The sequence below is a fragment of the Pseudomonas sp. CCC4.1 genome (assembly GCF_035019225.1).
GTDB classification, from domain to species: domain Bacteria; phylum Pseudomonadota; class Gammaproteobacteria; order Pseudomonadales; family Pseudomonadaceae; genus Aquipseudomonas; species Aquipseudomonas bubulae.
The window spans coordinates 55,557-68,304 of sequence record NZ_JASJWL010000010.1 but is presented as its reverse complement, the minus strand read 5'-3'; the positions used below and the strand labels follow the sequence as shown (position 1 = coordinate 68,304).

The following is a 12,748-nucleotide window of genomic DNA, read 5'->3' as shown; positions in this document are numbered from 1 at the left end:
TTCGCAGGACGCTTCCTAGAGAATCCTTGGGTCTTGCGCCTGTCTCTTTCGATCGCTAGCCTCCGGTACGTCATCCCCCATGGTTGACCGGGCGTGCAAGTCCGATTGAGATTTGAGTATCACCGCCAGAAACTCTGCTTTATGGCGGCTGTACGTGGGAGGTCTTCGGATCTGCCGGGTTTTGCTCCTATCTACCGGTCTTGCACACCCGCGTACAGCTGCCACCCTCTTTGTGTGCAAGCAAATGGTGACAGCTTCCAATTCGTATAGATGGAGACTCACCATGACTACACACGATCACGAACAAACCCTCGAACACACCGATGAACTGCTGCGCTGCGCCATCGCCACGGCCTATGCGTCGGCCGATAACCTGCAAGGCCTGAACCGCGATGTGGCGCTGGCGGTGGTGCATCTGATCCATCAGATCAAAGCGTCTGTGGATAAGTTGCTGGCTCGCTGATCAGCCCTGCCCTCACCCCAAACCTCTCCCTCCGGGAGAGGGCTAGGGTGAGGGGTGCACCATCTTGCGCGTCAGCAACTGCGCAAACGCGGTCGCCATCGGTGATGAGTGACCCTTGCGCTGCACCAGCCACACCGCCGTATTGGCATCGGTATCCAGCAACGGCCGATAAACCACACCCTTGATACGCATATGTTGGAACGACGCCGGCAGCACCGACACCCCCAACCCCGCCGACACCAGCCCGATAATGGTCATGGCCTCCCCCGCCTCCTGGGAGATATGCGGGCTGAACCCCGCCACCCGCGCCAGGCTGAGCAATTGCGCGTACAAGCCGCTGCCATAGCTGCGCGGGAAGAATACAAAGGGTTCGTCCGCCAATGCCGCCAGTTGCAAACCATCCTCGCTGCCTTCGGCCAGCGGGTGATCGGCGCGAATCACGGCCACCAGCGGCTCGCGAAACAGTTCAACAACATGCAACGAATCCGGCAACGCCAGCGGCCGCATGATCCCGACTTCGATGGACTCATCCACCAGCCCCTCGGCCACTTCGCGGCTGCTCATTTCCTTGAGGTCCAGATGCACCGCCGGGAACGCCTGGCGAAAGGCAAAAATGGCCTGGGGGATACTGGAGTTGAACGGCGCCGACGAGGTAAAGCCAATTTTCAATTCACCCAGCTCACCCAACTGCGCCCGCCGGGCCACGTCGGCGGCTTTGTCGACCTGGGCCAACACCCGCCGCGCCTCCTCCAGAAACAAGCGTCCGGCTTCGCTCAGGGCAACCCGACGATTGGTTCGCTCGAACAGCCGTGCCCCCAATTCCTGCTCAAGCGCCTGAATTTGCTGGCTTAGCGGTGGCTGGGAAATGCCCAGCACCTGCGCCGCCCGACCAAAGTGAAGCTCTTCGGCCACGGCAATGAAGTAGCGCAAATGGCGCAGTTCCATACAACCTCCATTAAGTCGTAAAACCTATTAAACAGGTCGAATTATATATTGGAAAGAATCGTTAGCCGCCTATATTCTTTTGTCATTGCCGTTCGGCTTTACCCCTATTTGAGGTCCCCGTGAAAACTGCCGCTGCACCCCTGGCCCACGAAATCCCGCCGTCCGCGCTGGATGATGTTGTTACCCAACTGAATGATGTATTTATCGAGAAAGGCACGCCGATGTTTATGCGCACGGTGCTGGCCCTGTTCTCGGGTGGGTTCGCAACCTTTGCCCTGTTGTATTGCGTGCAGCCGATGATGCCGGTGCTATCCCATGAGTACGGGATCAATGCCGCTCAAAGCAGTCTGATTCTGTCCGTGGCCACGGCGATGCTAGCCATTGGCCTGCTGATTACCGGGCCCATTTCCGATGCCTTCGGGCGCAAGCCCGTGATGGTGTTTGCGTTGTTTAGTGCCGCGCTGTTTACCCTCCTCAGTGCCCTGATGCCGACCTGGGAAGGTGTACTGATTACACGGGCGCTGGTAGGGCTGTCTCTTAGCGGGCTGGCTGCGGTAGCCATGACCTATCTGAGTGAAGAAATCCACCCGCAGCACATCGGCCTGGCCATGGGCCTGTATATCGGTGGCAACGCCATTGGCGGCATGAGCGGTCGTCTGATCAGCGGTGTATTGATCGACTTTGTCAGTTGGCACACCGCGATGTTGGTGATTGGCGCGCTGGCGCTGGTGGCCGCGGTGGTGTTCGTGAAAATCCTCCCCGAATCGCGCAACTTCCGCCCGCGCTCGATGAATCCGCGCAGCCTGCTCGACGGTTTCACCATGCATTTTCGCGATGCCGGGCTGCCCTGGCTGTTTCTCGAAGCGTTCCTGCTGATGGGGAGTTTTGTCACCCTGTTCAACTACATCGGCTACCGCCTGCTGGCCGAGCCGTACAATATGAACCAGGCACTGGTAGGCTTGCTGTCGATCGTCTATCTGTCGGGTATCTACAGCTCGGCACAGATTGGCGCACTGGCCGACAAACTGGGCCGTCGTCGCGTACTGTGGGCGGTGATTGTGCTGATGCTGGCCGGGATCGCGCTGACCCTGCTCACGCCCATTGCGTTTGTGATTATCGGCATGCTGATGTTCACCTTCGGCTTCTTCGGCGCGCATTCGGTGGCCAGCAGCTGGATCGGCCGCCGGGCAAGCAAGGCCAAGGGGCAGGCGTCGTCGCTGTACCTGTTCAGTTACTACGCCGGGTCGAGCGTAGCTGGCACCCTGGGGGGTGTGTTCTGGCATCTGGCGGGCTGGAACGGCATCGGCTTGTTTATCTCCAGCATGCTGGTGGTTGCCCTGCTGGTAGCGCTGCATCTGGCCCGGCTGCCAGTGCTGCCGGGAAACGCAAAGAACACGTAACTCCCTGCACCTGCGGCTACAGGCACTACCTCAATTCGGGTTGTTGATCTGTAGCCGTGCCTGGAGGCTGGTACCACGTTTTTCCAGACTCAGGCTTTCGAAGCCTGCACCTTCCAGTTCAATACGATTGAGCCAGCCCAGCACCGCAACCGCATCCCCGTTCAGGGAGATGCGTACAACACCGCCATCTATTTCAAACTGCTCAACGCTCAACCCGGAGTCTGCGGCACTGTCGCTCAAACGCGAGACCAAGGGCTGTTCAGCACCCCTGGCGATGGATCCGGGGCGTGCCTGCCGGACTTCACCTTCGAGTGCCAGCTGCTTGAGGTATAGCGCCCGGGCCGCATCCAGACGTTGTTGAGCCGGTAACCACAGCCCGTAGACGCTGAACACAATCAGTAGAAATACCGCCAGCACACCGCACAACTGGCGGTCTCGAGGCGGCAGGTGCAACCAGCGCTCACGCACAAACGTCTTCATGATTCATCCCTGAGGGTCAGCATGGCCTGCACCCGACTGCCCTGCTGGCTCGCATTGCCCAGCGTAATCGGCAGTGCGCTTTGCACGCCTCGCTCGCGTAATTGCTCAAGCTGGGCAAAGCTGCCGACCGTGAGGTTCAATACCCAACCGATGCTTGCCCGCCACTCCATATGCTGCACTTCGACACTGCTGGCGCCAATCACCTGCTCGGTCAGTTGAAGCAACCGTGCCATATGCCCTCCTTGTGCACCCGTGGCGCGCTGCTGCATTGCCTTGAGTTGTGCGGACAGGTCCACAATACGGGTTTGCGCCGGGTACAGGGTTTTGAACCGCTCTTCGCTCATGACATAAATCCGCGCCGCTTCCCCCTCCAGAAAACTGCTGCGCAGGTGGGTAAACCCCAAGGCCAGCGTAAACATCAGCAGTGCCATTACCCTGAGTCGCCGCCACGGCCAACCCCGCACCTGACGCCGAAACTCACCTTGGAGCAAGTTGATTGCATCTTCCGGGAGTGCGTCCCAGTCAATTTTTCGCGCCGTCAATGCGGTGGGCAAACCGGATTTAACCAACTCCAGCCCCACCAGGGAGACGGCCAGCCGGAATTCAAGCGTCCCGCCAACCAACCAGCGCCCACACCACCATTGCATACATGCTTGATCGCGAGGCAACAGATCCGCATCCACCTGCGCGCTGACGATAGTCAAACCGCGCTCATGGAGCTGGCACAGCAACGTTCTAAATCGCTGTTTGTGAGTGATCAGCAAGGGATAACGCTGCTGCGTATCCACCGGCCCGACGGCGAAGTGCAGTTCGTCCAGATCATCGGCCAGTTGATCTTCGACGGCAAAAGCCAGGGCCTGTGCGGTGGGCCTACGCTTGCCCGGCCAGGGTTCGGTCAGCACCCAGCTGCACATCTCCATGGGCAGGACCAGTGCGACGTTCCGGCCTTTTAGCCCGGCTGCAGCTTCGCTCAATGAGGTTTCTGTCGGCGACTGAGCATCGTGCCAGACGAATACAGGGGCGTTGTCATAATCAATCTCGACACTGTGGGCAAAACCCTTGGCGGTGAGGTAAAGCCAGCTGTTCATACAAAGGGCTCGCGGTGTCGGGGAGCTAAAAGGCGTCGCTGCAACAAGTGCCATTCGCCGGTATGAGGATCGCGGACCACATCGCTTTCAAGCCGCAAGCGACTTTGCCCAAGGCGCACATCGGTGGTGATCCGAAACCAGCGACTGCTGATGCCCAGACCCGCAGCCTGAACACCCAACCCGATCAGCGCCGGGGTGAACGTGAAATCCTGAACACTGGCATAGCCTTGCAGCGGCCGGGTAGTTACCAGCGCGCGCGCCAGCTCAGGCGTCACGCCTTCCAGCGTCGCAAGGAGAGTGGCAGGCGCAGTGTTTATGTTCAGTACGGCATCCTTTCCCAACAGCACGATCCACGGCTGCATACGCATGTACCACTGGCTGTCGACACCGGGCAGCACACGCAACTGGCTGATATCACTCAAACTCTGGCCCTGCAGTACGCTGGCATCCAGCGGGGTCAATTCAAGCAGGGTTTGCAGGCGCATCCAGCGTTGCTCCATCACATCGCTGGCGGGACCTTTGGCCAATAAGGGGCTGATGTTGAATCGCCCGGCGAGGTCTTCAATTACCACGTCGATTTGTCCATCGTCGATGCGCAACTGTGGCTGGCTGCTGGCCCAGGCCTGGCCAGAAGCAACGGCGACCATGGGATCGCGGATCAGGGTACGCAAGTGTTCACGGGCCCAGGTCTCGCCCGCAAATGCCAGGGTGCGCAGTTGCAACTGGTGGATCTGCTGGGCACTGCTGTTCAGGGCCAGACGATGGCTGCGCAACATGCCGGCGGTGATCAACAACGCCAGGCTCATCACCAGCAACACGGTGATCAGGGCGATCCCTCGCTGGTTGCGGCGCATCACGTGCCCCCCGTCAATAACAGCACACGGCGTACACCGTCGAAGCGACCCACCGACAGGTTTAACTCCAGGGCGTGCTGCGCAGTTTTGGGGGCAGAAGCACCTGCACTGTGCCAACCCGTCTTGCGATTGAACAACCGCCAGCGCACCTCGCGCACATCGCCAAGCAGTTTTTGTTGTTGCAGTTGCGCGCCCTCCTCCAGCCCGCGGCTAAAGCGCCAGAGCACACCATCCTTGAGCTGGTAACTGACATCCTGCACTTCACTGCGCGGCAGGCCCAACGGGTTGCGCCAGTTGACGCGGCGCACTTCGAGTTTATCGGGGTACAGCACGACACCCGGGCTTTGGGCTGAACTCTGGGCCTGCAAAACATCGCGTTCGATCATCGCCACCGCCCTCTGCAAGCTGCGCAGGGCCTGCTGTTGTGCCGTGCTGCTGCGCTCGACACGTACAACTGCGTCAAAGAGTCGCCAGCAGCCAAGGCCCAGCAAGGCGAAAATGGCAATGGCAATCACCAGTTCGAGCAGGGTAAAGCCGGCCTGGGGCTTATTCATGGCTGAACGCCAGCCAGTGGGTCACAGACTGTACCGCATGCTCGCTGCCCGCCGGGCTGACACTCAACTCTACCCGCAGCAGGCCTGTACCGGGCTCGGCCGTGATGCGTCGACTCAGGCGCCAGTCACGCCGGGCATAGGTCACATTGAGGGTTTGTAGCCCCAAGGCCGGAGGAGCAGTTTGCAGCTGCATTTCATTGAGGTGGTTGTCCGCCAGCCATGCGCCCAACAACCTTGCCTCGACCCTCGCACTCTGGCCCAGCACATACTGGCAGGCAGACATGACCGCCGCCGCCAGGATGGCAAAGATGGCGAGCGCAATCATGACCTCCAGCAGGGTGAAACCTTTATCAGCCTTCATGGGATGCCTGCGCCACAACAACCAGCGCGTCGCCAAGGCCGTCGCTGACGATACTTCGCCAGCGCCGGGGCGGACTGTCGACGTGCAGACTGAAAGCGGTGTTTTCATCGCTGCTCAACCACATTAACTGCGGTGCTTCTGCCATAGGTATAAGGGGCTGCGAGCGCCCCTCCACAGTCAGGGCAAGGGCCAGTCCGTAAGGCAACTTCACCCGGGCATCAGCCGGCTTCCAGGCATCACGTTCAAAGCGCATCACCTGATAGGCCCCGGGCTCAAGCCGCAGGCCATATTCCCGGCCATCCAGAACCGCTTTCTCGCGTAAACCGTGCATAACGCCCAACAGGACATCGGCTTCCTGTCGAGCGTTGCGGCTGTTGTTGTCACCCAGACTGATACGCACCATTGAAGCGAGCACACCCACCAGCACAATGACCACCAGCAACTCGATCAGGGTAAAGCCCGACGCCCGCCTGCGCATGGCTCAGTAGCTCCAGTTGCCGATGTCTGCCGCGCTCCCTTCACCGCCGGGTACGCCGTCTGAACCCAAGGAAAACAGATCGTAATCTGTCGAACGGGTACCCGGGCTCAGGTATTGATAAGGCGTGCCCCACGGATCCAGTGGCAGCCGCTTGAGGTACCCCTGCGGGTTCCAGTTTTTTACCACCGGGCTGCCGGCCGGGTGCTTGCTCAAAGCCTCAAGGCCCTGCTGGGTCGAGGGGTAGCTGAAGGTGTCGAGGCGATACATTTCAAGGGCTGTGGCAATGGCCTGAATATCAGTGCGCGCAGCGGTCACCTTGGCCTGATCCGGGCGGTTCATAAACTGAGGCACGACAATGGCACCGAGCACACCAATGATGACTACCACAACCATGATTTCAATCAGGGTGAAGCCCCGTTGATTGGGTTTTGAAGTACTGTTCATAGGTCAATTCACCAGTTGATTGAGGCCAAGAATCGGCAAGAGAATGGCCATGACGATCAGCAGCACCACGCCACCCATCAGCACCAGCATGATCGGTTCAAACAGGCTCACTACCAGGGCGATACGGGCGGCGAGGTTTTTTTCCTGTTGCTCGGCGGCCCGCGCCAGCATGCTGTCCAGCTCGCCGGCACGTTCGCCACTGGCAATCAGATGCAGCATCATGGGCGGGATATCACCACTGCGCTCCAGCCCTCGAGCCAGAGTGCCGCCTTCGCGGACTGAGCGGGCAACGTCGAGCATGCGTTGGCGTATGGCCAGGTTACTGATGACCGTGGCCGAAATTTCCAGGGCATCCACCAGTGGTACGGCACTTTTGCCCAATATCGCCAGGGTGCTGGCGAACCGTGCTGCTTCCATTGCCCTCAGCACCCCGCCCACCAGCACAAGGTTGAGCAACAGCACATGCCAGCGCAGCTTCAGCCGCGGCTGACGCAGTGCCCAACGGGTCGCGCCGCAGGCAACCAGCAGCACGATAAAAAGCAACGCGCCATAACTGCGCAGACCATTGCTGATGGCGATCATGGCTTGTGTCAAAACAGGTAATGGCTGGCCACTGTTGATGAAGATCTTGACCACGTCGGGTACAACGTAGCCGAGCAGGAAACCGACAATCGAGAACGAAGCAACCAGCAAGATCAGGGGATAGACCAACGCCAGCTGGATTTTCTGGCGCGAGGCCTGACGGGCTTCGGTGTAGTCGGCCAATTGCTCCAGGACGAGCCCCAGGTGCCCGCTGCGCTCGCCTGCAGCGACCGTGGCCCGGAACAGTTCGGGGAAAGCGCGGGGGAACACCGCCAACGTGGTGGCCAAGGCATGACCTTCCAGCACCCGGCTGCGCACAGCCGCCAGTAAATGGCTAACCCGACGCTTTTCACTTTGAGCCGTGACGGCGCTCAAGGCTTCTTCGAGGGGCAGGCCGGCATGGATCAGAGTGGCTAATTGACGGGTGAGCAGCGCCAGATCCGTGCCCCCCAGACGGGTGCCGGACTGCGCATGGCTGTCCTTCTGCCGATTTTTTCTGGCCTCACCCAGATGGCTCAGGCGCAGGCCCCGCTCACGTAAAAGCTGGCGAGCATGGCGGGCACTGTCAGCCTCTTGAAGCCCCCGGCAATTGCGCCCGTTGGCGTCCTGCGCGCGATACTCAAAAGCAGGCATGCTCAGTCCTCCTGAGTGACACGCAGCAGTTCGTCGAGGCTGGTCTGACCGTCAAGCACCCGCCGTTGGCCATCTTGAAACAGCCCGCAGGATAACTTTCGCGCTTCGCGGATCAGTTCCGGCTCGCTGGCGCCCTGATGAATCATCCCGGCCAGGGCCGGGGTGATACTGACCAGTTCGTAGATACCGGTACGACCGCGATAACCTTGCCGGCAGTGTGTGCAGCCCCGAGCCCGGAACAGGGTCGGCCTGGCCTCAGGGTCAAGGCCAAGCCGTGCCCTGGCGACCGGGTCGGCGGCGTACGGGGTTTTGCAGTCCACACACAGCGTGCGCAGCAGCCGCTGGGCCAATATGCCCACCAGCGAAGACGACAACAGATAGGCATCCACCCCCATGTCTACCAACCGGGTGACGGCGCCAATGGCGCTGTTGGTGTGCAGGGTCGACAGCACCAGATGCCCGGTCAACGAAGCTTGTACGGCGATTTCGGCGGTTTCATGGTCACGGATCTCACCGACCATGACCACGTCGGGGTCCTGACGCAGAATCGCCCGCAGACCTCGGGCAAACGTCATGTCAGCCTTGGTGTTGACCGGGGTCTGGCCGATGCCGGGAAGGTGATATTCCACCGGATCTTCGACAGTCAGAATATTACGGCTCTGGTGATTCAAATGGCTAAGCGCAGCATACAGGCTAGTGGTTTTGCCCGAGCCGGTCGGGCCCGTGACCAGAAAGATCCCATGGGGGCGCGCAAGAATGTGTTGAAACCGACTCAGGGTCTCGGCGGGCATGCCCAGGCACTGGAGATCCAGGCGCCCGGCCTGTTTATCCAGCAGACGCATGACTACCCGCTCACCGTGTGCAGAAGGCAGGGTAGAAACTCGCACATCGACTTCATGCCCGGCCAGACGCAAACTGATGCGGCCATCCTGGGGCACGCGTTTCTCGGCAATATCCAGGCGCGCCATCACCTTGATCCGTGATACCAGCAGACTGGCCAGTTCGCGTTTGGGCCTGAGCACTTCACGCAGTTGGCCATCAATGCGCATGCGCACGGACAGGTAGTGCTCAAAGGTTTCGAGGTGTACGTCCGAAGCCTTCTCACGCATGGCTTCTCGCAGCAGGGCATTGATCAGGCGAATGATCGGGGCATCGCCCTCCTGCTCCAGCAGATCTGCGGTTTGCGGTACTTGCTCGGCCAGGCTCATCAGGTCGAGTTCGTCGTCCAGCCCTTGGGCTACTTGCTCGGCCGCGCTTTGGCCAGCGCTATAGGTGCTGGCCAGCCGCTCGCTGAATTGTGCATCGGTGAGTGTGCTTACCTTTAATTCAGCCGTTGCCCAGCGCTGTGCTTCGGCCAACGCGGTCAATGGTGTGTCGGCACGAAGCAACAGGGTGGCAGGCGTGGATGAGGTGTCCAGCAGCACCCCGAAACGCCGGGCAAAGCCGAAAGGCAAACGCTCACCTGGCGATGTCATGGTCGACCTGCTTCAGGTGGGCGACGGTTATCTTGCGTAGGGGTATCGAACATTTGATGTGCATTGTCGGGCAACAACCGCGAGCTTTTGCCCTTGGGACCGCTCTCATCGAGCTTGCGCAAAGCGTTGTAACGGCTTTCGCTGATTTCACGCAGATCATTCTTGCTGCGCACAATGGTCGGACGCAAAAAAACCATCAGGTTGGTTTTGGTACGGGTGTCTTTGTTCCAGCGAAACAGGGCGCCCAGGTACGGAATGTCTTTAAGTAAAGGAACGCCACTGACCTGGGTTCGAACGCTGTCCTTGATCAGCCCGCCAATCACGATGATTTCCCCGTCTTCGGCCAGGATGGTGCTTTTCAAGGCGCGTTTATTGGTAATCAGATCGGTTGACTCGACACCCTGCAGTGAAGGGGCTATCTCGGAGTTTTCCTGTGCAACTTCCAGACGCATCAAGCTGCCTTCATTGATATGCGGCTTGACCTTTAGGCTGATGCCGATGTCCTGACGCGTCACCGTGGTAAAGGGGTTTTTGGCGTTTTCACCAGAGCCTGTATAGGAGCCAGTTTTGAGCGGCACGTTTTGGCCCACCAGGATCTCGGCTTCCTGATTGTCCAGGGTCAGAAGGCTCGGCGTGGACAACACATTGTTGTTGGTATCGCTGGCCAACGCTGAAACCAGGACGTTGAAACGGTCGTTGCCAACCTGCAGCACGGCACCTTCTGGGAGTTTGATATTACTTTGGGACAACGCACCAATTTGAATTCCGGTGCCCGGGAAGGTAATACCGCCTCTGCCTCTGCCTGCGTTGACACCCCATTGCACGCCGAGGGTTTTCGCAATATCCCCGGAAACTTCAACAATAGCGGCATGGATCAACACTTGTGAGCGCGGCTGATCCAGTTCGCGCACGATATTTTCCAGGGTACGAACCTGCGCAGGCTCAGCCATGATCACCAGTGCGTTCTGGCTTTCATCTGCCGCTACCATCACTTCGCGGGTTGATGCTTTCTGGGTACTGCTCTCCAGGGCCATGTCCTTTTTCAAACCCGGGCTTACTGATTCCAGTACTGCGGCCAATTGCTTGGCATCGCCATAGCGAAGACGCAGCACCCGTGAGTTTTCCTGCTTGATGCTGCCCGGAGCATCGAGAGAGCGGGCCAGTGCACTCAAGCGCTTGCGAGCTGTTTCGTTGCCAATGATTACCACTCGATTGGTCGATGTGTCGGCGATCACTCGACTGTTCGAACCCGCATCCTTTTTGTCCAGCGCTTGCTCCATGATCCTGGCAATGTCGCTGGCCAGACCATGTTTGAGCACAACCACCGAATGGCCGGAACGCGCACCTGAATCCAGCTGGCGAACCATTTCGACAAGGCGCTGCGTATTGGCTGCAGTGTCGGTAATGATCAGCGCGTTGGCCGAAGCAGAAGGCCCGACGTAACCACTGCTAGACACCAGTGGTCGCAACAGGCCAGCCAGATCGGCCGCGACGCTGCCATTCAGTTCGATGACCCGTGTGACAAAGGCCTCTGCCTCAACCGCTTTCGCATCAGCGCTGCCAGCCCGTGCTTTTGCCTCGGCGGCAGGGATGATCAGTAAACGATCACCTTGGTCAATCACCGAGAAGCCGTGGGCATCGAGCACAGAGTAAAACAAGCGACGTACGCCTTCGCGGTCCAGCTCTTTTTCGGAAATAACCGTGACCCGGCCCTGAACCCTGGGATCAAGAACCACGGTGGCGCCGAGTATCGATGATATTTCCTGCACGACGTCGCGCAGTTCGGCCTCTTTCATCGCCAGTTTCCAGTACTGCTTCTGGGCCCACGCCGGAGATTGCAACAGCAACCCTGCGCACAGCACACAACAGGTAAAAAGAGGGCCGAAAACGAAGGCACCGGGCTTGGTCATGGGCATTTTCTAAAGTTTCCCGGTCGATGGCCGCAGGTAAAAAGTGGTCTCCTGCGAGGTCGTAGCTGGAGCAGTGGATAAGGGCAATACATACTGGTTTGGCGGTTTAAGGGTCAGGTACTCTTCACGCCCATTGCGCCATAGCACCACATGGTCCATCTCGATACGGCGCAGGACACTGCCACCCGGCAAAGGCTCACCTTCCGAGTAGAAACGTGCCGACTGTGCATCGGCCAACAAGGCTTGAGAGGAGCCCTGGCTCGCAACAAAGCTCGCACGCAACTGCAATGGCTCAGCACTCGGTACCCGACGGTCTTGAGTGACAAGCCCGAATAACGTGGCGATCGCTTCAGGCTTGAAAAGCCCGGGAGCCGGAGGATCTGAAACATTCAAGGGTGCGAGTTCCGATTGCATATGGATAGAGTGGCGATACCCTTGTTCTTGCCACACCAAATAACTGCCATAGACCAAGATCAATGCCAGCGACGCCCATACAGATGAAAAGCAGTGTTTGAGTACTTGAATCGAACTGTTCATGACTGTCTCATGACTGAATTGCTCTACCCTGATAAAAAACACCGCTGCGTCAGATGGCAAGTGGATAACTATCAACCTGCACACACATCAACACGCAAATCTCCCTCTAAAAAACAGGCTTAAGCTAAACAGTACCGAACAACTTCACTCCAAAACCCGGCACCCCCTTACTTAAACAGTCAGGAGCTATCATTGCGACTTGTTTCTAGACCAAGGTAACTTTCCAGCAAGAGCCACACCCGGATCACAATGAGTGGTCTACGGAGCGTATTGCAAGCAGCAGTCCGAATGTAGGGCGGTTATCACTAATACACCCTAAAACTGCGAGCGCTTGAAAGTGCAACAACCAAGAACTCACCCTGGTACATTTATTATTAAAAAACCCAAAAACAACCTTACCCTGAATAACAGAACGTTGTGCGCAGAATGCAAGCCCGATAACACTAAGCAGCCTTTTATAATACCAACCTTATTTATACAAAGGCGAAGGCTGATTTTCACTGGCATGAACAATTATTAATGTAAGGCCAGCCCTCTTGAATCT

General features: G+C 58.6%; 14 protein-coding genes. 2 read left to right on the top strand and 12 right to left on the bottom strand.

What is annotated here, in order from left to right:
- The first annotated feature begins 283 nt into the window (after positions 1 to 283).
- The gene (locus QN377_RS06665) at positions 284 to 463 is read left to right on the top strand and encodes a DUF6124 family protein (protein WP_095017718.1); all 180 of its coding nucleotides are present in this window, start codon (positions 284 to 286) and stop codon (positions 461 to 463) included.
- A gap of 42 nt (positions 464 to 505) precedes the next feature.
- Here the strand turns inward: QN377_RS06665 and QN377_RS06660 are convergent, their stop codons facing one another.
- The gene (locus tag QN377_RS06660) at positions 506 to 1,408 is read right to left on the bottom strand and encodes a LysR family transcriptional regulator (protein ID WP_095000866.1); all 903 of its coding nucleotides are present in this window, start codon (positions 1,406 to 1,408) and stop codon (positions 506 to 508) included.
- Between the two features lie 140 nt (positions 1,409 to 1,548).
- Between QN377_RS06660 and QN377_RS06655 the strand changes: the two genes are divergently transcribed.
- Entirely contained in the window at positions 1,549 to 2,808 is a 1,260-nt protein-coding gene (locus tag QN377_RS06655; protein ID WP_153328394.1) for an MFS transporter, read from the top strand.
- Positions 2,809 to 2,838: 30 nt separating this feature from the next.
- Here QN377_RS06655 and gspM read toward each other — a convergent pair whose 3' ends face one another.
- The 11 genes from gspM to QN377_RS06600 are packed head-to-tail and all read right to left on the bottom strand — an operon-like array spanning position 2,839 to position 12,204.
- Positions 2,839 to 3,288, bottom strand: coding sequence for a type II secretion system protein GspM (gene gspM, locus QN377_RS06650; RefSeq protein WP_095023797.1), 450 nt, complete (start codon positions 3,286 to 3,288; stop codon positions 2,839 to 2,841).
- The gene (gene gspL, locus QN377_RS06645; RefSeq protein WP_095017719.1) at positions 3,285 to 4,376 is read right to left on the bottom strand and encodes a type II secretion system protein GspL; all 1,092 of its coding nucleotides are present in this window, start codon (positions 4,374 to 4,376) and stop codon (positions 3,285 to 3,287) included. Before gspL ends, gspM begins: the two co-directional genes overlap by 4 nt.
- Positions 4,373 to 5,230 (bottom strand): general secretion pathway protein GspK, encoded by an 858-nt coding sequence (locus QN377_RS06640; RefSeq protein ID WP_095017720.1) that lies wholly within the window; start codon positions 5,228 to 5,230, stop codon positions 4,373 to 4,375. Before QN377_RS06640 ends, gspL begins: the two co-directional genes overlap by 4 nt.
- Complete coding sequence (locus tag QN377_RS06635) at positions 5,230 to 5,784, bottom strand: type II secretion system protein GspJ (RefSeq protein WP_095017721.1); 555 nt, start codon at positions 5,782 to 5,784, stop codon at positions 5,230 to 5,232. Before QN377_RS06635 ends, QN377_RS06640 begins: the two co-directional genes overlap by 1 nt.
- Positions 5,777 to 6,145 (bottom strand): type II secretion system minor pseudopilin GspI, encoded by a 369-nt coding sequence (gspI, locus tag QN377_RS06630; RefSeq protein ID WP_095000861.1) that lies wholly within the window; start codon positions 6,143 to 6,145, stop codon positions 5,777 to 5,779. Before gspI ends, QN377_RS06635 begins: the two co-directional genes overlap by 8 nt.
- Positions 6,135 to 6,623 carry a type II secretion system minor pseudopilin GspH gene (gene gspH / locus QN377_RS06625; RefSeq protein WP_095000860.1) on the bottom strand — a complete coding sequence of 163 codons (489 nt, stop codon included), beginning with the start codon at positions 6,621 to 6,623 and terminating at the stop codon, positions 6,135 to 6,137. Before gspH ends, gspI begins: the two co-directional genes overlap by 11 nt.
- A gap of 3 nt (positions 6,624 to 6,626) precedes the next feature.
- Positions 6,627 to 7,067: a type II secretion system major pseudopilin GspG gene (gene gspG / locus QN377_RS06620; protein ID WP_095031382.1), complete on the bottom strand. Its 441-nt coding sequence runs from the start codon at positions 7,065 to 7,067 to the stop codon at positions 6,627 to 6,629.
- Between the two features lie 3 nt (positions 7,068 to 7,070).
- A complete protein-coding gene (gene gspF / locus QN377_RS06615; protein WP_095000858.1) occupies positions 7,071 to 8,282 on the bottom strand; it encodes a type II secretion system inner membrane protein GspF in 1,212 nt (403 codons plus the stop codon).
- A 2-nt stretch (positions 8,283 to 8,284) separates the two neighbouring features.
- Positions 8,285 to 9,757 (bottom strand): type II secretion system ATPase GspE, encoded by a 1,473-nt coding sequence (gene gspE / locus QN377_RS06610; protein ID WP_095023791.1) that lies wholly within the window; start codon positions 9,755 to 9,757, stop codon positions 8,285 to 8,287.
- Positions 9,754 to 11,667 carry a type II secretion system secretin GspD gene (gene gspD, locus QN377_RS06605; RefSeq protein WP_095020163.1) on the bottom strand — a complete coding sequence of 638 codons (1,914 nt, stop codon included), beginning with the start codon at positions 11,665 to 11,667 and terminating at the stop codon, positions 9,754 to 9,756. The genes gspE and gspD overlap by 4 nt, the downstream gene beginning before the upstream one ends.
- Positions 11,668 to 11,676: 9 nt before the next feature.
- Positions 11,677 to 12,204: a type II secretion system protein N gene (locus QN377_RS06600; RefSeq protein WP_095000855.1), complete on the bottom strand. Its 528-nt coding sequence runs from the start codon at positions 12,202 to 12,204 to the stop codon at positions 11,677 to 11,679.
- Positions 12,205 to 12,748: the final 544 nt, after the last annotated feature.

What these genes read in the sequence shown, in the direction of transcription:
- QN377_RS06665 (WP_095017718.1), top strand. Translation starts at nt 284, where the DNA reads ATGACTACACACGATCACGAACAAACCCTCGAACACACCGATGAACTG.
- QN377_RS06660 (WP_095000866.1), bottom strand. Translation starts at nt 1,408, where the DNA reads ATGGAACTGCGCCATTTGCGCTACTTCATTGCCGTGGCCGAAGAGCTT.
- gspM (WP_095023797.1), bottom strand. Translation starts at nt 3,288, where the DNA reads ATGAAGACGTTTGTGCGTGAGCGCTGGTTGCACCTGCCGCCTCGAGAC.
- gspL (WP_095017719.1), bottom strand. Translation starts at nt 4,376, where the DNA reads ATGAACAGCTGGCTTTACCTCACCGCCAAGGGTTTTGCCCACAGTGTC.
- QN377_RS06640 (WP_095017720.1), bottom strand. Translation starts at nt 5,230, where the DNA reads ATGCGCCGCAACCAGCGAGGGATCGCCCTGATCACCGTGTTGCTGGTG.
- QN377_RS06635 (WP_095017721.1), bottom strand. Translation starts at nt 5,784, where the DNA reads ATGAATAAGCCCCAGGCCGGCTTTACCCTGCTCGAACTGGTGATTGCC.
- gspI (WP_095000861.1), bottom strand. Translation starts at nt 6,145, where the DNA reads ATGAAGGCTGATAAAGGTTTCACCCTGCTGGAGGTCATGATTGCGCTC.
- gspH (WP_095000860.1), bottom strand. Translation starts at nt 6,623, where the DNA reads ATGCGCAGGCGGGCGTCGGGCTTTACCCTGATCGAGTTGCTGGTGGTC.
- gspG (WP_095031382.1), bottom strand. Translation starts at nt 7,067, where the DNA reads ATGAACAGTACTTCAAAACCCAATCAACGGGGCTTCACCCTGATTGAA.
- gspF (WP_095000858.1), bottom strand. Translation starts at nt 8,282, where the DNA reads ATGCCTGCTTTTGAGTATCGCGCGCAGGACGCCAACGGGCGCAATTGC.
- gspE (WP_095023791.1), bottom strand. Translation starts at nt 9,757, where the DNA reads ATGACATCGCCAGGTGAGCGTTTGCCTTTCGGCTTTGCCCGGCGTTTC.
- gspD (WP_095020163.1), bottom strand. Translation starts at nt 11,667, where the DNA reads ATGACCAAGCCCGGTGCCTTCGTTTTCGGCCCTCTTTTTACCTGTTGT.
- QN377_RS06600 (WP_095000855.1), bottom strand. Translation starts at nt 12,204, where the DNA reads ATGAACAGTTCGATTCAAGTACTCAAACACTGCTTTTCATCTGTATGG.